17 protein-coding genes and 1 pseudogene are annotated in these 20,462 nt (G+C 42.4%); 15 read left to right on the top strand and 3 right to left on the bottom strand.

The window, feature by feature from the left end; all coding sequences use genetic code 11:
• Positions 1 to 187: 187 nt before the first annotated feature.
• Positions 188 to 1,381 (top strand): phospholipase D-like domain-containing protein, encoded by a 1,194-nt coding sequence (locus B0W44_RS12385; RefSeq protein WP_077720304.1) that lies wholly within the window; start codon positions 188 to 190, stop codon positions 1,379 to 1,381.
• A 266-nt stretch (positions 1,382 to 1,647) separates the two neighbouring features.
• On the opposite strand, the gene B0W44_RS12390 is transcribed toward B0W44_RS12385, so the two are convergent.
• Positions 1,648 to 2,463, bottom strand: coding sequence for a helix-turn-helix domain-containing protein (locus B0W44_RS12390; protein WP_077720305.1), 816 nt, complete (start codon positions 2,461 to 2,463; stop codon positions 1,648 to 1,650).
• A 320-nt stretch (positions 2,464 to 2,783) separates the two neighbouring features.
• On the opposite strand from B0W44_RS12390, the gene B0W44_RS12395 reads away from it, so the two are divergent.
• The 12 genes from B0W44_RS12395 to B0W44_RS12450 all read left to right on the top strand — a co-directional run bounded on the left by B0W44_RS12395 (position 2,784) and on the right by B0W44_RS12450 (position 16,971).
• Positions 2,784 to 3,722, top strand: a complete 939-nt coding sequence (locus B0W44_RS12395) for an ABC transporter permease (RefSeq protein ID WP_228441104.1) — start codon at positions 2,784 to 2,786, stop codon at positions 3,720 to 3,722.
• Positions 3,719 to 4,603 carry an ABC transporter permease gene (locus tag B0W44_RS12400; RefSeq protein WP_228441107.1) on the top strand — a complete coding sequence of 295 codons (885 nt, stop codon included), beginning with the start codon at positions 3,719 to 3,721 and terminating at the stop codon, positions 4,601 to 4,603. The genes B0W44_RS12395 and B0W44_RS12400 overlap by 4 nt, the downstream gene beginning before the upstream one ends.
• A gap of 124 nt (positions 4,604 to 4,727) precedes the next feature.
• Positions 4,728 to 6,293, top strand: a complete 1,566-nt coding sequence (locus B0W44_RS12405) for an ABC transporter substrate-binding protein (protein WP_077720307.1) — start codon at positions 4,728 to 4,730, stop codon at positions 6,291 to 6,293.
• Between the two features lie 101 nt (positions 6,294 to 6,394).
• Positions 6,395 to 7,420: an ABC transporter ATP-binding protein gene (locus B0W44_RS12410; protein ID WP_077720308.1), complete on the top strand. Its 1,026-nt coding sequence runs from the start codon at positions 6,395 to 6,397 to the stop codon at positions 7,418 to 7,420.
• Positions 7,413 to 8,441 (top strand): ABC transporter ATP-binding protein, encoded by a 1,029-nt coding sequence (locus B0W44_RS12415; RefSeq protein ID WP_077720309.1) that lies wholly within the window; start codon positions 7,413 to 7,415, stop codon positions 8,439 to 8,441. The genes B0W44_RS12410 and B0W44_RS12415 overlap by 8 nt, the downstream gene beginning before the upstream one ends.
• Positions 8,442 to 8,709: 268 nt before the next feature.
• A complete protein-coding gene (locus tag B0W44_RS12420; RefSeq protein ID WP_077720310.1) occupies positions 8,710 to 9,585 on the top strand; it encodes a sugar phosphate isomerase/epimerase family protein in 876 nt (291 codons plus the stop codon).
• Between the two features lie 21 nt (positions 9,586 to 9,606).
• Positions 9,607 to 11,859, top strand: coding sequence for an FAD-dependent oxidoreductase (locus tag B0W44_RS12425; RefSeq protein WP_077720311.1), 2,253 nt, complete (start codon positions 9,607 to 9,609; stop codon positions 11,857 to 11,859).
• Positions 11,860 to 12,217: 358 nt separating this feature from the next.
• Positions 12,218 to 13,150, top strand: a complete 933-nt coding sequence (locus B0W44_RS12430) for a carbohydrate ABC transporter permease (protein WP_077720312.1) — start codon at positions 12,218 to 12,220, stop codon at positions 13,148 to 13,150.
• 91 nt (positions 13,151 to 13,241) lie between these two features.
• Positions 13,242 to 13,958, top strand: coding sequence for a carbohydrate ABC transporter permease (locus B0W44_RS12435; RefSeq protein WP_335582614.1), 717 nt, complete (start codon positions 13,242 to 13,244; stop codon positions 13,956 to 13,958).
• 292 nt (positions 13,959 to 14,250) lie between these two features.
• The gene (locus tag B0W44_RS12440) at positions 14,251 to 15,444 is read left to right on the top strand and encodes an ABC transporter substrate-binding protein (protein WP_169835560.1); all 1,194 of its coding nucleotides are present in this window, start codon (positions 14,251 to 14,253) and stop codon (positions 15,442 to 15,444) included.
• Positions 15,445 to 15,577: 133 nt separating this feature from the next.
• Positions 15,578 to 16,171 (top strand): histidine phosphatase family protein, encoded by a 594-nt coding sequence (locus tag B0W44_RS12445; RefSeq protein ID WP_077720314.1) that lies wholly within the window; start codon positions 15,578 to 15,580, stop codon positions 16,169 to 16,171.
• Positions 16,172 to 16,278: 107 nt separating this feature from the next.
• The gene (locus B0W44_RS12450; RefSeq protein ID WP_228441110.1) at positions 16,279 to 16,971 is read left to right on the top strand and encodes an MgtC/SapB family protein; all 693 of its coding nucleotides are present in this window, start codon (positions 16,279 to 16,281) and stop codon (positions 16,969 to 16,971) included.
• Here B0W44_RS12450 and B0W44_RS12455 read toward each other — a convergent pair.
• Both B0W44_RS12455 and B0W44_RS19095 read right to left on the bottom strand, forming a co-directional pair.
• Complete coding sequence (locus B0W44_RS12455; RefSeq protein WP_228441675.1) at positions 16,946 to 17,284, bottom strand: DUF4097 family beta strand repeat-containing protein; 339 nt, start codon at positions 17,282 to 17,284, stop codon at positions 16,946 to 16,948. The genes B0W44_RS12450 and B0W44_RS12455 overlap by 26 nt on opposite strands.
• Positions 17,285 to 17,937: 653 nt before the next feature.
• A pseudogene (locus tag B0W44_RS19095) lies at positions 17,938 to 18,066 on the bottom strand (ATP-binding protein); the annotation flags it as partial.
• A gap of 340 nt (positions 18,067 to 18,406) precedes the next feature.
• Between B0W44_RS19095 and B0W44_RS12465 the strand changes: the two are divergent.
• Both B0W44_RS12465 and B0W44_RS12470 read left to right on the top strand, forming a co-directional pair.
• A complete protein-coding gene (locus B0W44_RS12465; protein ID WP_077720317.1) occupies positions 18,407 to 19,279 on the top strand; it encodes a sugar phosphate isomerase/epimerase family protein in 873 nt (290 codons plus the stop codon).
• A 68-nt stretch (positions 19,280 to 19,347) separates the two neighbouring features.
• Positions 19,348 to 20,412, top strand: coding sequence for a Gfo/Idh/MocA family protein (locus B0W44_RS12470; RefSeq protein WP_077720318.1), 1,065 nt, complete (start codon positions 19,348 to 19,350; stop codon positions 20,410 to 20,412).
• The last annotated feature ends 50 nt before the right edge of the window (positions 20,413 to 20,462 follow it).

Consider the following 20,462-nt stretch of genomic DNA (forward strand, 5'->3'; position numbering starts at 1 on the left):
TGAAAGTGAAGGATTCGATGACACAGCATTGTGAAGTAGATTTTCGCTATACAAAAAGGGGGGAGGCCTCACACCGAAAACCAGTGGTTACAGGTTAACGGGGAAGCGAAGTTCTGCATTGTCAAAACTCTTCTAGGAACAGAGTGGCTATAAGCAGTACTGAACGTAGAGAGGAGAATGCCAAACAATGCCTAAAGCGGTCAAGAGTTTTTTAGTGACGTTAGTTATAATCGTAGTGACAGCAACAGCGATTACTCCCAGCTCGGCTAAGGAAATGGAAGAGGATCCGCAGCCTTATCAGGACGCTTCGGAGGTTACCACAAAAGCTGTCTTCAACAACCCTGCTGGGGGAGACCCTGAAACGATCGTTCGGGAGATCTGCAACCTTATTCGCCAGGCCCCTTCTGGGTCGCGGATACGCATTGCACAGTTCGTAATATCCGGGGCGGCTGGCATGGACTTTGCGAAAGAGGTGATCGCAGCTCATCGGAGGGGGGTTGACGTTCAAATCGTGATCGACGGATGGCAAGTGGACAACCCTGCCATGGCAGCTATTATCGCTGAACTCGGTCGCGACAAATCCGCTCGGTCGTGGGTTCACATCTGTAGTCGACGCTCCCCGGAAGGGAACACGTCAGCCTGCATCGGGGACAAGGGTCAGCATAACAAGTTCTACCTGTTCTCCGAGACCGGTGGAAAGTCCAACGTCGTCGTGCAGTCTTCTGCAAACGTTACCGACCTGAACTCAACGACGTATTGGAATAACGCTCTCATTCTTGTGGGCAACTGGCGTTTGTACCGCGCCTACAATACCTACTTCGAGGATCTTGCCGCTGAAGTCGAAAGTGACGACTACTATTGGACAGTCACGACGGGCATGGCCGGGGGTTCGGTGCGGGCGCACTTTTTTCCTCGCGCAGGTACTGATGCCTCCACCGATCCCATCGTCGAGGCGCTAAAGAAGGTTGACTGTAGGAGCGGAACGTTTATAGGTATCGGCATGTCCGAGTGGGACGCATATCGGATCAAGATCGCCGAAAAGCTTGCAGACTTGGCCAACGACGGCTGCTCGGTCCTCGTCGTTCACGGCCCCATAGACGATGAGGTTCGCGATGTGTTGCAATCGGTACCAAGGATAGAAGTTCGAGAGCTCAATGATGGCAGTCAACTGCCGGGGCGCATCCACTCTAAGTACATGATCATAAACGGTATGTATGACGGCGACACCGACGCGAAGTGGGTGTTCACTGGGAGTCACAACTACAACCTGACCTCGCTTCGTCGCAATGACGAGACGATGCTACAGACTAACATCCGAGGTATCTATGAGTTGTACAAGGCTAACCTTCTCACCATGCGTAAAGCAGCAACGGTTCAATGAGTTTAAAAAACGTAGGGGAGGTACTGCTAAGAGGGCGCAGTGATTAGAGTTAACGTACCGCACAGCTGGGACCAGTTGTCCCAGCTTTTCTGCATTAGTCTTCGTTCGACTACACGGCCACTGTTCCGCGAAGCGTTCCGGCTGATCGGTTATTCACTCGTCCTCCTTCAGATCGAATAATATCGCCCGTGCAAGCGTCACAAAAATTGAGTTTTGTATGTGCACGTTTAGTGTTAGATTTTGTTCATAACGAGTGTTTTCCTTGATTATACCCTGTTCTGTTGACGGTATTTTGACGGACTCACGTTCATATGACGACTGAATACGCGACTTAGGTAGAATCCGTTATCATAACCGCACCGTTTGGCGATTTGATCTAATGTTAGATCAGTGTCCAGAAGCAGCTTTGCTGCTTTACGGATGCGCAGGGTGCGAACTAGTTCTGAAGGTGTGATATGAAATGCCTTTCGAAAACGGCGTGTAAACTGAACTGGGCTTAATTCCAACATCTCGGAAAGTTCGCGCATACTGAATTGCGTATGTGCTTTATTAAATAACCATTCTGCAGCCCGATTCATTAGTTCATCGTCCGAATTTGTCAATTTGGTTAACTCATCTTGGTGAGAGGAGTTGTCCCATTCGTTACAGGCGAGTTGCCATATATCGTTAAGTATCCACTGTTTGAGAAGCATATTCCGCGTGTCAGTCGCGAGATGGAGCTTTCGTAAATAAGCAAAATCTGAAGCGAGACGTTTTTCGTCTGCAGGTTGTGATTTAAACGACGGCATTAGAACTGGAATATCCAATGTGGGTTTCTTGTCAAATTCGAATCCTATAAAATGAAGCGACATCGGCGATAACATTTCTCTTTGGAACGAGTAACCTGGCGGGCAGAATACCAGTTCACTCTTCTCTGCAATCCCTCTTTCAACACCAATTTGATATTGGAAACTACCTGATTCAACGGCGAATACTACCCATACAGGATACGTGTCCGTGCGAAACCTGAACCGATCTTTTCGTTCCCAGTAAACATGAGAAATTAAGTGCAATGAACAGTCGCATAAATATTGTGAAGTCACAAATATCCCACTTTCATTATGAAATAAAGTACATGCTTATTATAATACAGCATTTTTTGTTCAAATACTACTTCTTAACTTAAGGTTTTTGAAATCAAATAAATTTAAAACGGAATTGACAATTTAGGGTGTAACTATATATAATGTTTTATAAACAAGCATATAAAAGCATGTATGATCAAAAAAGAGCATAACCCAGCGGGAAGTCAGTTATAAAAATATATTTAAATGAATTTGTCCATTATGTAATCAGTGTAGTTTGAGTCTTATCACTTCGGTAATGAAAGCACTGAAAACCCTTTCTACTGTCTAAGACGGAGGTGGATCGTTTGGCGGGATATTTAATCCGGCGAATATTGTATTCATTATTTGTTATTTGGGGAGCTGTTACCATTATATTTTTTGTTATTCGTGTTGTTCCCGGTGATCCAGCTACAGTAATGCTGGGAACATCTGCTACTGAAGAGCAAATACTAGAACTGCAGAAAGAACTCGGGCTGAATGATCCTTTATTGGTTCAATACGTGAATTACCTGAAAGATGCGGTAAATCTCGATTTCGGGGAATCGTTTAAATTGGGCGGTTCAGCACTTGATCATGTATTTTATCGGTTTCCATTTACAATCACACTAGCGGTTACAGCAATAATTATTTCGATCACTGTTAGCCTGCCGTTAGGAATTTTAGCGGCAAAAAAATCCAACGGAATCATTGACTGGATGATTTCTACGACGTCCTTGCTTGGACAATCACTACCGACTTTTTGGGTTGGGATAATGTTAATTATTATTTTTGCTCGTTTTTTAGGTTTGTTTCCTAGTGGAGGTTCAGGATCGATTGCTCATTTAATTCTTCCTGCAACTACTTTATGTCTTCCTTTTATTGGTATGATTATCCGTTTGATTAGAAATGGCCTTCTTGATGAACTTAGCCGTGGGTATGTTCAAACGGCAAGATCGAAAGGTCTTAAGGAAAACAGTATTTTGTATATCCATGTGTTACGAAACGTACTTATTCCGGTCATTACCGTTATGGGACTTTTATTAGGAGAATTTATAGGTAGTGCGATCATAATTGAAGTCGTTTTCTCCTGGCCTGGTATAGGCAGATTGTTAGTAGATTCTATTCTCAATCGTGATTATGCGATTGTCCAAGCTTCTGTTGTGTTATTAGCGACCGTGTATGTTTTTCTTAATCTTGTGGTTGATATCTTATACGGTTATATCGATCCGCGTATTCAGGTGGAGGAATCACGATGACACAAGAGAGTACGATGTCTGTCTCTAATGAGATGGTAATGAAAAGGACTACATTAGTTAAATGGGATTGGGGAATCATTATTGCCTGTATACCCGTTACCATGTATGTCCTAATTGGAATTTTCGGTCCGATATTTATCGATTTTGATCCAACCAAAACGTTTACCGGCAGTCGGTTGCTACCACCGGGATCCGTCCTTGAAAATGGAAAAACTGCTTGGCTTGGAACAGATCAAGTAGGAAGGGATATCCTTTCCCAAATTATTTACGGAACACGCATATCACTATTAGTATCCCTTGCCACCGTTTTGATCGGCGGATCTGTCGGTGTCTTGTTAGGGCTGATCTCTGGTTATTTTGGTGGTTTAGTAGATTCCATCATCATGAGAATTGCGGATATTCAACTTGCGTTCCCAGCTATATTACTTGCTATTTTAATTGCTGGTGTCCTCGGGCCCAGTATAACCAATGTTATTATCACGCTATCCATAACCCGATGGGTGACTTTCGCCAGGGTAACGCGAGGGGCGACCATGGCGACAAAAAAACGTGAATTTGTTGATTCCGCAAGAGTATTAGGTGTTTCTAATCTTAAAATATTGTTTAAACATGTTTTTCCGATGTGTGTATCTCCGCTCATGGTTATCATAACGGTACAAATAGGGTTAGTTATCATTTCTGAAGCCTCTCTTAGTTTCCTTGGCTTGGGTGTGCCTCCTTCCCAACCGTCATGGGGATTATTGATTTCGCATGGACGTGATTACATTAATTCTGCATGGTGGATTGCAACGATGCCTGGCATCGCCTTAGCAATCCTAGTTGTGAGTGTAGGTTTTTTAGGAGATAAACTAAGAGATAAATTTGATCCATCTTTAGATTGAGAAATGTACATATAACTGAGCGACAAACATTATCGCAATTTACATTTTGATCAGATACTCGGTGATCATCGTGCTTTTTAGAGTTTTCGATGACACAAAACAACCTAACGGGAGGGTTTACACTATGCAGAAATGGCGTTTTACGGTAAACAAATTCAAATTGATAGTGCTTGGATCCTTTCTGATCTTATTCGCTGGTTGCGCAGGAATCTCGGAAGAATATTCGGGAGGTGTGTCAAGTGAACCAACTGACAAATCGACAGCCGCGAAAAGTGATGACCAAACACTCAAAGTTGCCTTTGATCAAAGTATTAATTCTCTTGATCCGTATGGTGCTCACAACGGTGAGCCGTCCACGGTACTGGCGAGCAGGCAAATTTATGACACATTAGTTATTAAAGATGGTACAGATTACAAGCCTAGGCTTGCCGAAGAGTGGAAAGAAAAAGATGCTAATACGTGGGTCTTTAAAATAAGGAAAGGGGTTACCTTTCACGATGGTTCACCTTTAACGGCAGAAGACGTTAAATACTCCTTGGAGCAACAAGTGAACTCAGAAGATTCTCCTTTAACCGTTTTGTGGAATGATTTTGAGGCTGTTGAAGCTACAAATGATCATACGCTGACCATTAAGACGAAAAAACCAATGGGCACGATGCTATCTAACTTATCTCTCTTATTTATTACACCTGCCGATTCAAAAAATGATGATTTCTATGAAAAACCGGTAGGTAGTGGGCCGTTTAAAGTTGAATCTTTTGTACCAGGGGAAAGCTTGATACTGACAGGTAATGAAGATTTTTGGGATGGGGCACCAGATCTAACGAAGCTTGAATTTGTCAATATACCGGAAACAGCAGCAAGACTCACAGCATTGCAAACTGGAGAAATAGATGTCACGTGGACCATCCCTGCCGATCAAATTGCTGAATTAGAGCAAGCTGAAGACATAGAGATAATAAAAACTCCGAGTTATCTTTATTACTTTAACTGGTTCAACAGTAGTAGAGAGCCTTTTGATGACCCGTTGGTACGTAGAGCAATGTGGCACGCCATTGATACGAAAACGATCGTAAAGGATCTGTTCGGTGAAACAGGAGAAGTCATGAGCTCGCCGATCCCTAAAGAAGTATTCGGGTCTTCAGACATGGAAACTTACGCGTATGATCCAGAGCTGGCGAAAGAACTGTTAGCGGAAGCCGGTTATCCAGACGGTTTTTCAACGAGTATGATGTGGAGTAATGGTGGTGGCCCGCAAATTCTCCAACTTGCGGAAACGATGATGTCCTATTGGTCAGAAATAGGTGTTCAAGTGGAACCGATTCAGATAGAAAGAGCAGAATGGATTGAAAAGCTTGTTGCTCTTGACTGGGATATGGACTTACAGACGAACTCTGTCATCACGGGTGATGGTGACTACACGCTCGGAAGGTTATATATTTCAGATGCGAATCGAAACGGTTATAAAAACGAAGAATTAGATAAACTGTTGATTGCCGCCAAAGAAACGACGGACCAAGCAGAGCGTCAAAAGTTATACAATCAAGTAAATCAAATTATTTGGGATGAAGCTGTCGGTATTTTTCCCCTTGAATTAAAACAAATAGCAGCAATTCGAACTCATGTTGAAGGTTTTAAACCAAGTCCTTCAGATGATCCGGAATTCAGGTATGTTTCTGTAAAGAAATAAGGCTGGAACCTATCTTTTAGTTCAACTTAGATACTTGTAGAGGGGTACTCAAATTCAATTGTACGGATGAAACCAGTTTGCCCGATGGAGGAGGTCAGTCAATGGGTGTAGACCAGGTTTTAGATAGAAGGCAACCTAACACGATAGAACCGTTGCTTGAAGTTCGTGACCTTTCTGTAGCGTTTCGTTCAAAAACTGGCAATGTTACTGTGGTCAAAGATGTCAATTTTTCATTACAACCATCTGAAACATTAGCAATACTCGGGGAGTCGGGAAGCGGTAAGAGCACTGTTGCATTAGCTTTAATGGGTTTACTGCCCAAACCAAATGGACGTATCTCCGGAGGGAGTATTTATTTCCAGGGTAAAGACCTTGTCCGTTTGGGAGAATCAGAAAGAAGGAAGCTCCGTGGTTCACAAATGTCGATGATTTTCCAAGACCCTTTGAGTGCTTTAAATCCAGTATACACGGTAGGCTATCAAATTGGGGAAGTCCTTCGTATTCATAGACGGATGTCCAGAGACAAAATAAAGAATGCAGTTATCGAATTAATGGAGCAAGTTCACATCCCTGATGCTCGTAAACGTTACAACAATTATCCACATCAATTTTCAGGTGGTATGCAACAGCGTATCATGATTGCAATGGCATTGGCTTTGGAGCCGAAGGTCCTTATAGCGGATGAGCCTACAACGGCATTAGATGTAACGGTACAGGCACAGATTATGTATCTGCTAAAAGAACTTCAAAAAACTAAAAAAATGGGATTAATTCTTATTTCCCACGATCTTGGTGTCGTCGCTAACCATGCGGATCGTATAGCGGTTATGTACGCTGGGCATATGGTGGAAACGGGGAAGGTGGAAGACGTATTCCGTAACCCTGCACACCCATATACCGTTGGTCTGATGGAGTCCCTTCCGACGCTTCACAAACATAGTACCCGCCTATCCCCCATAAAAGGTTCTCCGCCCAACATTCTGACACCTCCAAAAGGTTGTGCATTTCATCCTAGATGTCCAATAGCAAAGGACAGATGTAAGGATGATACGCCTTTGTTAAATAAGGTGACTGAAGGTAGAGACAGTGCTTGTCATTTCTATGAGGAGGTTTTAGATAATGACTAGAGCGGAGAAGCCAATCTTAGACGTTGTTAATCTTGTGACATCCTTTCCTATCAAGGGAGGTATTCTTAAGCGAAAAGTCGGAGAAGTTCAAGCGGTTTCAAAAGTTAGTTTTAAGATCTATCAGGGCGAAACCCTAGGATTAGTGGGCGAGTCTGGTTGTGGGAAATCAACTGTTGCTCGAACAATTGTAGGTTTAGAAAAATCTGAAAGTGGCCACATTTATTTTAACGGTCTTGATCTTACAAAGCTTTCAAATCGGAGAATGAGAAAAGTGCGCAAGGATATACAATTCATTTTTCAAGATCCCTTTGCTTCTTTACATCCTAAAATGACGGTTAAAGAACTGATTCAAGAACCTTGGGAAGTACACCCCGAGGTGGTAGACAGGTCTGACTGGGATAAAGAAGTGATGAGACTCATGGAGATGGTAGGATTAAATCCTGCTAGCCGATATAATTATGCCCATCAATTTTCTGGAGGCCAATGTCAGCGTATATGCATTGCACGGGCACTAGCTTTAAGACCTAAGTTAATCATTTGTGACGAAGCCGTTTCAGCACTTGACGTATCTATCCAGGCGCAGATTTTAAATCTACTTCAAGATTTACAAAAAGAGTTAGGCTTAGCGTACTTGTTTATCTCCCATGATCTTTCTGTTGTCCGGCATATATGCGACCGCATTTGTGTCATGTATTTAGGAAAAATTGTTGAATTTGGTGACCGAGACCAAATTTTTCATTCACCTTCCCACCCCTATACCCAAGCATTGCTGTCTGCAGTTCCAGTTCCGGAACCGTGGAATATTGTGGAGCGTAAAGAGTTTATCTTAGAAGGAGATATCCCTTCACCAGCCAATCCACCATCAGGTTGTCGGTTTCGAACTCGCTGTTGGAAAGCTCAAGAAATATGTAAATTAGAAGATCCACCACTCAATGAACAAGAAGAGGGACACGCGAGTGCATGTCACTTTGCGGAAGCTGATAAAGGTGTCATCCCTAAATTTAAAGAGACGGTAAAGTAAAGAACTTGTCCTACATTTATGCATGAGTATGTTTTTGATTTAACTGAAGTGCAGGCAACCCTTTTCACAAGGTGAGTAGATCCGATCCATGACGTTTTTTGACCATTTTTTTGAAATAAAGTATATGGGAAATGACGTAATCGTGTATGTTAAATAGATTATATTGTCTATATAATGAAAAATAATACAAGGAAAGGCGTTTGAAATCTACTGTGACAAGACTTCGTTTCTTGACGGTAACTGAAAATGTACGAAAGGATGAACCGCATTGAGATTAGCGACTTCTACTTGTATATTCGGTCACACGTTAGATGGGCGTTATCTCTCCTACAAAGAATCAATCAGGCGGTGTAAGGCAGCTGGATTTAATGTGATCGACGTCAATTTTTGTCGGGCGCTTTCCGGAAAAACCGACCTTGCGAAGGAAAATTGGCGACAATTAATAGACGACTTGAGAAATGAGGCAGAGAAAATCGGTGTTGAATTTTCACAATCACATCCTGTTTTTTTGCCAGGTCACGTTAAAGATCACCCTATAGAACTACAGGAATTATATGACGAAATGATGAGGCGCTCTATTATCGCGAGCTCGATTCTCGGTGTAAAGTGGGCTGTTATTCATCCTGTCGAAGAAAAAGAAAAGACGGTTTTTGACACTGAAGCGAGTATTAAAGCCAATTTGGAACTTCATGCCCCTATAGTTGAACTTGCCGTTAAACATGACGTTGGAATAGCCTTCGAAAACATGATAGACAAGGCTGATTCCAAAAGGCGCTTTGCCAGTCATGCCGGGGAACTTGCGGCTCTCATAGATGCTTATAACGATCCGGGTGTAGGAGCCTGTTGGGATTTTGGCCATGCTAACTTCCTTTACAAAGATCAGCGCATAGCGCTTCGAACTCTTGGGAAGCGTCTTAAAGCAACGCACGTAGATGATAACTATGGAACTAAAGACGAGCATATGTTTCCGTTTCATGGAAATATAGACTGGCATTCCATCATGCCAGTACTAAGCGAGATTGGATATGAGGGAGATTTTACTTACGAGACACAAAACGAATTTGATAACCTTCCTGATCACGTTAAAGACCATGTTGCAAAAGTGGGTTATGAAATTGGGGTTTACTTACTGTCATTAGCGTAATTATTAAAGGGAGTGATTGTCATGAGATACGAATTTGTTCGATCAGACGTGACAGTGGTTGGCGGAGGTTTGGCAGGGGTTTGTGCAGCTGTATCAGCGGCAAGGATGGGTAAAAAGGTAGCTTTAGTCCAAAATCGTCCAGTTCTCGGGGGAAATTCTAGCAGTGAGATCCGGGTGTGGGTGTTAGGGGCCACTGGCCTCGGTGTTAACCGTTATGCACGGGAAACTGGTATTATCGGTGAAATGTTGGTTGAGAATCAATTTGTGAATCCTGACGGAAACCCATACTATTGGGACTTAGTCGTTTTAGAAACTGTTCGAAAAGAGTCTAATATTCAGCTGTTCCTCAATACAAATGTGTACGAAGTGGAAGCGGACGGTGATGAGTGGAACAGGAAGATTCATTCCGTTACTGGTTTTATGATGGGTTCAGAGAAAAAAATTCGCTTTGAAAGTCCAATATTTTTAGATTGTACAGGTGATGGGACGGTTGCCTTTCTTGCAGGAGCGAAATATAGAATAGGGAGAGAAGCACAACATGAATTTAATGAAAGTTGGGCTCCTGAGAAAGCTGACAATATTACACTAGGGAGCACTATGTTTTTTTACACTAAAGATGCAGGCCATCCTGTGAAATATGTGGCTCCAAGTTTTGCGAAAGATATTACGAAAACTCCTATTCCAATGAAACGTGTATTTAAAGCTGGGGATAACGGTTGTTACTATTGGTGGATTGAATGGGGCGGGGAAGCTCACATTGACACCTTGTATGATAATGAGCGCATCCGTGATGAACTCTGGTCTGTTATTTATGGTATTTGGGACTACATTAAAAACTCCGGGAAATTCGATGCGGACAATATGACATTAGAATGGGTGGGAAGTGTCCCTGGGAAAAGGGAGGTTCGACGTTTTGTAGGTGACTACATATTAACGCAAAACGATTTGGTAAACCAAGTTCAATTTGAAGATAATGTTGCTTTTGGAGGCTGGTCGATGGATCTTCATCCACCAGAAGGAATGTATGCTTCTGATTATGTTTCGAAGCTACTTTGCCCGGACGGCATCTATCAAATTCCATTCCGCAGTCTTTACTCTAAAAATGTTAACAACTTATTATTTGCAGGTCGAAATATTAGTGCAACTCACGTTGCATTTGGTTCAACTCGAGTAATGGCAACATGTTCAGTGATGGGTGAAGCAGCAGGAGCAGGTGCCGCCCTCTGTGTAGATAAAGGAGTAACTCCACGAGAGTTATATCAACATTATATAAAGGAATTACAGCAAACTTTACTTTGGAAGGATGCTGCCATTATCGGGCTGAAGTACGAGGATCCAACAGATGTCGCACTTCAAGCGACAGTTACGGCTTCGAGTCATTTAACGAAGATAGAAGTTGAAAAGGCGAAAAATCCTTTTCATTTAGATACCGATGTCGCATTTTTGATCCCAGTAGATCCCAAAATGATGGATATAGAAATTTTAATGGATGTAAAAAAAGACACTGAGGTAGAGGTTGAAGTGTGGGACACGGGTAAACCGGAAAACTACATTCCACATATTTTGCAGGTGAAAGATACTGTAACAGTAAAAAAAGGAGACCGTCAGTGGGTCAGTTTCCACCTTCCTTGGTCACCCGAAAAAGCACAAAACGCATTCGTCATTGTCAGAGAAAACGAAAATGTATCGCTTTATCAATCGGATGAACCGATGACCGGTACTTTAAGTTTTGTAAGAGAAAAAAAATCAAATATCTCAAGGTTATTGGAAGCGATAAACAACGAACAATTAGTTGTGCAATGGAGTCAAAAACCTGTCATCCGCAAGCCTTTTTGTTTTCGACTGAAGGATGATACGCGTGCGTTCCATCCAAGTAAAGTAACTAATGGTTATCTTCGCCCATACGGAGGACCTAACATGTGGGTTTCGGCCCCCATGGAAGCAGGTCAAGAAGAGTGGGTAAAGTTACAATGGGAAAAACCGATAAGATTTTCACAAATTCATATTATTTTCAATAACGACGTTAATGAAGATTTAAACAACCTTCATTATAAACGTACACCCTTTGAAGTGTTTCCAGAACTTGTTGGGAGTTATCGAATCGAAGCAAAGATAAATGGCGATTGGAAAGTGATAGCTGAAGAAAAAGAAAATCGAGTAAGACGAAAGGTTCACTATCTAAAGCATGCAGAAAAGACGGATCAGTTGAGGGTTGTGGTTGAATCTACAAATGGATCGAGATTTGCAGAAATCGTAGCAATTAGAGTCGTTTAAATACCAGATTTTTAAGACAATGTAAAGGGTGTATTTCCATTTTGAAAATATCTCCAATAGCTTTATTTTTAAAAATATAAACTAAAATAAGCATTAAAAATAACAATATTATATAAATAGTGCTATAAATATGATTAAAACCGTTGACTTTAAGCAATAAAAACATTTATAATGATCAAAAACGAGCAAAAAGAAACAATAATGCTGACGGGAGTTGCATGGTGGAAAAAATACAGAGAGAGACGATAGAAGCAAAAGCGTACCGGTGAGTAGCACCCGGGAAATTGAGGATGATTATTGTGTTTATTAGTAAGGTGGATTGTTAATTAAGTAAGGGTTTACAGGAGGTCAATCAGTAATGAGTCGAGGAACTAGCCGAACATCAGGCCTTAAAAGAATTGGCAGACGTAGTAATAATACATCTATAAAAGACTTTGGCAGTGCAATGTTGTACCTCTTTCCCGCCCTTTTGATTTTTAGCGTTTTTATTTTTTACCCTATAGTGCGTACCGTTTACCTTAGCTTATTTTTAACTGATCGGCAACGAAATCCAGTTGAGTTTATTGGGTTACAAAATTACATAGACATGTTTTTATCAGAAGATTTTCTATCTACTCTAACTGCGACATTTCTATTTGTCCTATACATTGTACCTGCTACTATCTTCATTTCTTTATTCCTAGCGGTGCTAGCGCACGTTAATTTAAAAGGTATAAAGTTTTATAAAGTCATCTATTCTTCCACTCTCGGTGTTTCAGTTGCAGCAAGTGCGATGATATTTCGCTATTTTTACCATCCAGATTTAGGACTATTTAATAAAATCTTAAGTTTTTTTAATATCGGAAAAATAGAGTGGTTGATTGACCCCGATTGGGCTCTATTTGCAATAGCAATCCCAACTGTTTGGATACACATCGGGTTTAATTTCATCGTCTTGACGGGCGGGTTACAAAACATTCCAAAAGAATTATATGAGAGCGCCCAGATTGACGGGGCAGGGTGGTGGCGACAACTGTTGAACATTACCATCCCCCAGTTATCGCCTATCCTATTTTTCGTCACAATCATTTTGGTTATTGGATCGTTTCAATCTTTCGCCCAGATTGATCTCTTGACAGGTGGCGGACCTTCAGGTGCTACGAACCTTATCGTTTACTCAATTTACCAAGATGCGTTTGTTCGGTACAATGTTGGTTCTGCATCTGCACAAGCGATCTTTTTATTTGTACTTATCATTTTGATTACTTTGTTGCAATTTAAATTTGGCGAAAAAAGGGTGCACTATCAATGAAAACAGTTGAAAAGGTTTTTAGATATATATTGCTGTCTATCGCCGCGTTCATTATCTTGTTCCCCTATTATACGCATTTTTCATTAGTTTAATGGAAACTGGACAGTACATTTATCCATCTAATGTTTTGTCATCGTTGACATTTGAAAATTATTATCTTGCTTTACAGACAGCACCTATTTTTAAGTTTTTACTAAACAGTCTTATTTTTGCGGGGCTCATAACAGTTGGACATCTCATTACGAGTAGTTTAGCCGCTTTTGCTTTTGTGTTTATTCCCTTTAGGGGTAAGGGGGTTATGTTTTCAATTGTGTTGTCAACAATGATGATCCCCTGGGAAGCGACAATTATTCCAAATTACGACACGATTATTAAACTCGGGTGGTTGGATGCGTTTCCTGGGTTGATTGTTCCTCATCTTGCTCTAACCTTGGGTATTTTTCTGCTAAGACAACATTTTTTAACGCTACCTAAGGAATTGTATGAAGCAGCTCGAATTGATGGCTGTTCACGTTTCCGTTTTTTCTTACAAATGGTTTTACCGTTATCACGCCCGATTTTAGCTGCTCTAGGAACGTATTCTTTTATCACGAATTGGAATCAATATTTGTGGCCCCTGTTAGTTACCAACAGTAATGAGATTCGTACTGTTCAAATTGGGTTGAAAATGCTTATTTCTCAGGAAGAACAAAATGACTTTCCCATAATCATGGCTGGTATCATCATGATTTTGTTGCCAACATTGCTTATTTTAGTCATTGGTCATAAGTATTTGCAAAAAGGTTTGGCGTCTTATTCACAAAAGTAAACCGAGCGAGAGACAAATCCAAGGTGACGAAAGCTAAGCCCGATATCATGAGGAACAGGAGGGATGTCGAGAAATATGTAGGGATTGCCGTAATGGGCAACGTTCTTTAAAAGTATGTTTAATGAGGTGTTAATATGAGGAGAAAAATTATTGTAAGTTTCTTAATCACTGTATTAATGGTTTTTTCAGTAGCATGTCAAACTTCGCCTGAAGAAGAAGTAAATACTCGGACAGAAGATGGAAAAACCGTCGTAAACTTTTGGCATTCCATGGGGGGCACAATCTTACTATCTTGGAAGAATTAATAGAGCAATATCATAATAGTCAGGACAAAGTCGTAATTAACCCTATCTTTCAAGGAAATTACATTGAAGGGTTTAGTAAAATAAATTCGGTCTTGGGAACAGACGATGTGCCGGACCTCATGCAGTTGAATGAACACTCAAATAAGCCAATGGTTGATGCAGGATACATTACACCGATGCAAGACTTTATTGATCGCGACAACATAGATATACGTTCTTTCGAACCAGCAGTTTTGGGTCGGTACGAAGTTGACGGCAAGCTCTATGCGATGCCCTTTAACCCATCTATTGCTGTCATTTATTACAATAAAGAAGCCTTTAGGGAAGTGGGCCTCGACCCAGAAACCCCACCTCATACCTACAGTGAATATGAAGAAGCCGCGGAAAAATTAACAGTTCGTAACGGGGACAACATTGAACGATACGGTCTTAATATATTTACAACTGCGTGGCGTTTAGAACAACTTGTTGTGAATCAAGGTGGTTATCTCGTTAATAATGAGAACGGACAATCTGGGGAAGCGACAGAAGGAACGATTAACAGTGAAGAGTTTATTCGAGCTTTTACTTGGATAAAAGATATGTATGACAAAGGGATTTATGGGCATTATGGCCGAGATCCTGCGGACGCTCTTGATGCATTTAATGCTGGAAAATTAGCTATGGTGGCTCATACATCTTCGGCCGCAGTGCCCACTATCGACGAAGCCCCTTTTGAAGTAGGAATAGCATTATACCCTGTTCCGGACGGAGTTGAACCACATGGATCGGTTATTGGCGGAGCTTCATTGTGGATTTTTGATGATATCCCTGAAGAGAAACAGGAGGCTGCATGGGATTTTGTTAAGTTTCTCGTGCAACCGGACACTCAAGCATATTGGACAACTAACACAGGATATTTCCCAGTGAACACTGAAGTATATGAAACAGAAGTTTATCAAGAATTCCTGAAAAAATATCCTCAAATTCAAACAACGTTAGACCAACTCCATCTCGGGGAAGTTGGGCCCGCAAACAAGGGCGCTTATATTGGAGTTTACCCAGACATTTACGACATACTCGAAACTCAGTTTGAAAAGGTGATAGACGGTTCTCTTGACATCAAGGATGCACTTTACGAAGGAAACGAATTAGTAACAAAAGAGCTTGAGAGGTATCAAAAGACACAAGGTTCAAATTAATCTTTGTAATTTAATGTCAGGAGAGAGGAAAAGTTCCTCTCTCTGACACCATAGTTGAGCATCGAGTTTCGTTCAATCTGAAATCAAGATCTGTACGCTGTACAGTAACTCGAATCGGAAAAAGGGGTTAAACATGACAACCATTGCTTTTGTAAGACATGGTATCACTGATTGGAACATCAAAAAAAGAGCACAAGGACATTCTAATAATCCTTTAAATGAGATCGGGCGTCGACAAGCTCGGTCTGTTGCTAAACGCTTGTCGGATGAAAAGTGGGATGTGATCGTTTCAAGTGATCTCTTGCGAGCTCGAGAAACAGCTGAAATTATTTCATCTTATATAGGGAAGCCGATCACATTTGATAAAAGGCTGAGAGAGATTGGTCTGGGAGAAATTCAAGGCACTACTGAAGAGGAGCGAATACAAAAGTGGGGAAAGATTTGGCGACAACTTGACCTCGGTGTAGAAACAGATCAATCATTGGGAGAACGAGGGATAGCATTTGTCGAAGCTATGGCTCGAAAATATCCAGGCAAAAGAATTATTGCGGTGAGTCATGGAATAATTATCGGACAAACATTAAAAGAATTATTCCAGAGTGACACTCGGGACAATAATTTAAATAATACTTCTGTAACAATAATAACGAAAAGTAAAGGCGCTTGGAGATATCTTCTTTATAATTGTACGTGTCACTTGAAGACTGAACTAATAAATGAGCAATAACAGACTGGTATCCAGTAAATAACAATTACTCATTTTATCGTAAAAGAACCAGATTCTGTTTTTACGGTTCCGGTTATACTGTACCAATAGTTTAAGGGGAGAATATAGTGGCATTAGAAATAAGTTACACGGTTGTCGCAGAAAGGCTTGTCCTCGCGGCAGTACTCGGCGGAATGATCGGATGGGAGCGGGAACGGCGCAATAAGCAGGCGGGGTTTAAAACCCACTTACTCGTCTCCGTCGGTTCCGCTCTCATTATGTTGACGTCTATTTACGGCTTCGGCGATCTCGTCGACCATCCGAACGCCCGTTTCGACCCGGCCCGGCTCGCCGCGCAGGTGGTGAGCGGCATCGGGTTTCTCGGTGCCGGTGCCATTTTGCGCCATTCTAACATGGTGGTTTCCGGATTGACGACGGCCGCGACACTGTGGGTTGTGGCGGCCATCGGTTTAAGTGTGGGAGCGGGGTTTTACTTCCCCGCCGTCGCGACAACAGGCATCGTGTTAATCAGCGTGGTCGTGCTGAGAGGGGTCGAGGTCCGGTTTGCGAAGAAAAAAGTGAAAGAGCTGAACATCACGGTTGAAGACGTGGAAGGAACGCTCGTGGACATTAGCGACGTCCTGGACAAAGAGAGGGTAGACGTCCGCAAAGTGACCTTTTCAACCAAACAGGGCGGAGAGGAAGCGGCCCTCACTGTCGTCAAGTTCCGCATTCGGATGCCAGCCAAGAAAGATTCCCTCGAACTTGTGAATCGACTGCACAACATTCACGGCGTCAAAGAAGTGCAGTTGAATAAATGAAACTTTTGACAGGGGAGACGGTTACATTTCCCTCTTCTGTCTGGAGATCAACTGATGCGTCGAGCTGTTGCAGTGTTATATTTCCAAACTCAACTGTACCTTTAAGGACCTCTCCCTGACATCCGTTTAGAACAACATCCCCTTCTGCTGCCTTGACATTAATGTTTTTGGCTAATAACGTTTGATCTGACGTGAGATCCCCCAAACTTGTCTTCAGATTCAATGTTTCATGCATTTTGTCAGGGATGTACACGTTGAACTGAGAGGCACAAACAGGGAAAGCAGAAACAAAATCATCCCTCCGCTGTGCCACCAAAGGGGGACGCTTCTGCACATCAGCTTCAGTTCGGAGCGAAAGAGATCATAAAACGAATGTTTTCGCACACTTTCCACTGGTTGTAATGTGATCGTTTCGACTCCTTCAGGCCCATGTTTGAGCCCATCCGTCACAACGTCTGCGTTCGTTTTCCGGATAGATGTTGTGTTTGGTGAGGACAAAAGGGAACTCCTCTGGAACATCGGGACCGAGACCAGAAACAAGAAAGCACCGACCAACAACCAAACTAGACGTCCTGTGACATAGTTTTTGGTTCAAGTGATCCCTGTCCATTCAAATGTTGAAAGAGATTGGGCTGTTTGATATCCAAAATTCATGTGCGTTGCGTTTACCGTCGGAAAGGCTCGTTTGATTCCATTCAAAACTTCAGTGAAGATTAATTGAGAACCAAAGATATCTATCTTCCCAACCCCTGAAAAACTTAAAGCACTGATCGCTGTCCATATACTGAAGAAAACGATATTCCCCTATGACCCAGTGCCTATTTTTTTCCATATTTTTTACTTACTTGGTGAATCTTCAGTTCCATTACAACCCTTCGCTCCTTACCACTCAAATTCACATGTGGGTCTAAGAAGGATTGTAACCAATGAAAGTAAAATTGAGGTAAACGGCAGACAAAATCGAGACTAATTCGAGAGTGGGAACGAAATGTGCAATGCGGTTCCTTCGTTGACGTGGATGTGACCGTTGTGAGCGGAAATCAACTGGTGAGCCACAGCCATTCCCAGGCCGGTTCCTTCCGATATTGTATCTGTTGAGGTTTCCCGATAGTATTAAACCGTACGGCGAACGAGTTCGACGACATCCCTGTTCTCTATTTCCAGAGGAACGTGTGATTCTTCCAGTCGGAATGACAAATTTAAATCTTGCATGAGTTCATTCATGTATTGAGCTTTTCCTTGAATTTCCGATAGGAATTCCCTTTTTTTCTACTCCATTGAAACTGGTTTCGTTATTTATAAGTTAAATTTATAAGCTAAATTGTTCTAAATACGGCGCATAATATATACACTATTTTTAGTATCTTGGGGGAATATTGCAAGGCTTGGAACCAAGCATTGCCTTGAAACTTGGACTAATCCGAGGTGAACGATTGTGAAAATCGGAGTCAGTACGTACAGCTTTTTGGATGCCGTGAAGGCAGGAGAAATGGATGTGCTGGATGTCGTTCAATGGATAGCTGACAATGGCGGAGAACATATGGAAATTGTCCCTTACGGCTTTACGTTGGTAGACAATTTGGAACTAGCCGATGCAGTGCGTGACCAAGCGAAAAAGGCTGGGATTGAGTTATCGAACTACTCCATGCCTGCCAATTTCGTCCGGCGTACGAAAGATGAATTTGAAGCCGAAGTCGCAAGGGTGAAAGAGCATGTCGATCTCCTGGATCGCATGGGAATTCAGCATATGCGCCATGATGTGACAGCTTTTACACTGCCGCCTGAAAACGCGACGATCGAATACTTTGAAAACAGCTTGCCACAAATAGTAGAAGGTTGTCGCCGTATCGCTGATTATGCAGCTCAATTTGGGATTACAACCACCATTGAAAACCACGGCGTTGCCGTCCAACACAGTGATCGCGTTCAACGGGTGCTCCATGCCGTCGATAGACCAAACTTTAAGACGACTCTCGATATAGGAAATTTCATGTGTGTGGATGAAGACCCAATCGTCGGTGTGAGCAAAAATTTGCCGTATGCGTCGCTCGTTCATTTTAAGGACTTTTATGTCCGTCCGTTCTACCACGATCCCGGCGGTGGAAAATGGTTTAAAACGGTTAACGGCAATTTTTTGCGAGGCTCCATCGTTGGACACGGAGACATTGAAGTTCGCGAGATCGTAAAACTGATTAAACGTTCAGGTTACGACGGGTATCTTACTTTGGAGTTTGAAGGCATGGAAGACTGCAGGGAAGCTTGTAAAATCGGTTTGGACAATTTGAGACGTTTTTGGGAGGAGGCATAAGTTTACCATTTGAGGAAGTGCGCTGGAGCGTGTGCGCGAATTCAGAGGGGAGAAGAGAGGGAAACAATGTGGAGCCAATAAAAGTCGGTGTAATTGGTGCAGGTTCTATATCGGAAATGCACTTCGAATCTTATCAACACCATGACGATGTGGAAGTTTATGCCGTGTGTGACTTGAATGGACAAAGGGCCAAGGCGAAAGCGGAAAAGTACGGTGCCGAGAAGTATTTTACAGACTACCGTCAACTTTTGGATCTTCCGGAAATCGATGCCGTTAGCGTGTGCACTTGGAACGACTCCCATGCGGAAATTTCCATAGCCGCCTTAAACTCAGGTAAACACGTGTTGGTCGAAAAGCCGTTGTGTAAAACAGTGGAAGAGGCACTGGCGATCGAAAAAGCCGTTCAAGAAAGTAATGGAAAAGTCCTTCAAGTGGGCTTTGTTCGTCGGTTTGGCACGAACACTCAAGTTTTAAAAAAGTTCATCGATGCCGGAGACCTCGGCGACATCTATTACGCTAAAGCCTCTTGCCTTCGGGTTCTCGGCAATCCGGGAGGTTGGTTTGCCGACAAGGAACGTTCGGGAGGCGGGCCTTTAATTGATCTGGGCGTGCATGTGATTGACCTGTGCTGGTATCTCATGGGCAAACCAAAGGTCCAGTCGGTTAGCGGCAACACGTACAGTCGGCTGGGTAACCGGTCAAATGTCGAAAACAAATCATTTTATAAAGCAGCCGACTACGATCGTCACAAAAATACGGTGGAAGATTTGGCAAATGCCATGATCCGGTTTGAAAACGGCGCTTCGTTAATGGTCGATGTCAGCTTTACTTTACATGCAAAAGGAGAATCTGTTGCAGTCAATGTATACGGAGAAAAGGGAGGGGCGGAAGTCGAACCTGAGCTACAAATTACAACCGAAAAACATAACACTATTTTGAATGCGACGCCACAGATTGACGCCTTATCTTTTGATTTTAAAAAGGGGTTTCAAAACGAAATCGACCACTTCGTATCTTGTTTAAAAGGTGATGTAGAAACCATTTGTCCAGTGCAAGACGGCGTCGAAATCATGAAAATATTAGCTGGCGTATACGAGTCGAGCGAAAAAGGAAAAGAAATCTATTTGAGCTAGCCATTACCTCCTTCGCACCAAAGGGAGGTGGTTCTGTTCTCCGCTGTTGT

This window comes from Novibacillus thermophilus (genome assembly GCF_002005165.1).
GTDB lineage: Bacteria > Bacillota > Bacilli > Thermoactinomycetales > Novibacillaceae > Novibacillus > Novibacillus thermophilus.

Coding starts and splice junctions, on each gene's coding strand:
- B0W44_RS12410 (WP_077720308.1), top strand. CDS start 6,395: ATGGGTGTAGACCAGGTTTTAGATAGAAGGCAACCTAACACGATAGAA.
- B0W44_RS12415 (WP_077720309.1), top strand. CDS start 7,413: ATGACTAGAGCGGAGAAGCCAATCTTAGACGTTGTTAATCTTGTGACA.
- B0W44_RS12425 (WP_077720311.1), top strand. CDS start 9,607: ATGAGATACGAATTTGTTCGATCAGACGTGACAGTGGTTGGCGGAGGT.
- B0W44_RS12430 (WP_077720312.1), top strand. CDS start 12,218: ATGAGTCGAGGAACTAGCCGAACATCAGGCCTTAAAAGAATTGGCAGA.
- B0W44_RS12405 (WP_077720307.1), top strand. CDS start 4,728: ATGCAGAAATGGCGTTTTACGGTAAACAAATTCAAATTGATAGTGCTT.
- B0W44_RS12445 (WP_077720314.1), top strand. CDS start 15,578: ATGACAACCATTGCTTTTGTAAGACATGGTATCACTGATTGGAACATC.
- B0W44_RS12435 (WP_335582614.1), top strand. CDS start 13,242: ATGGAAACTGGACAGTACATTTATCCATCTAATGTTTTGTCATCGTTG.
- B0W44_RS12385 (WP_077720304.1), top strand. CDS start 188: ATGCCTAAAGCGGTCAAGAGTTTTTTAGTGACGTTAGTTATAATCGTA.
- B0W44_RS12400 (WP_228441107.1), top strand. CDS start 3,719: ATGACACAAGAGAGTACGATGTCTGTCTCTAATGAGATGGTAATGAAA.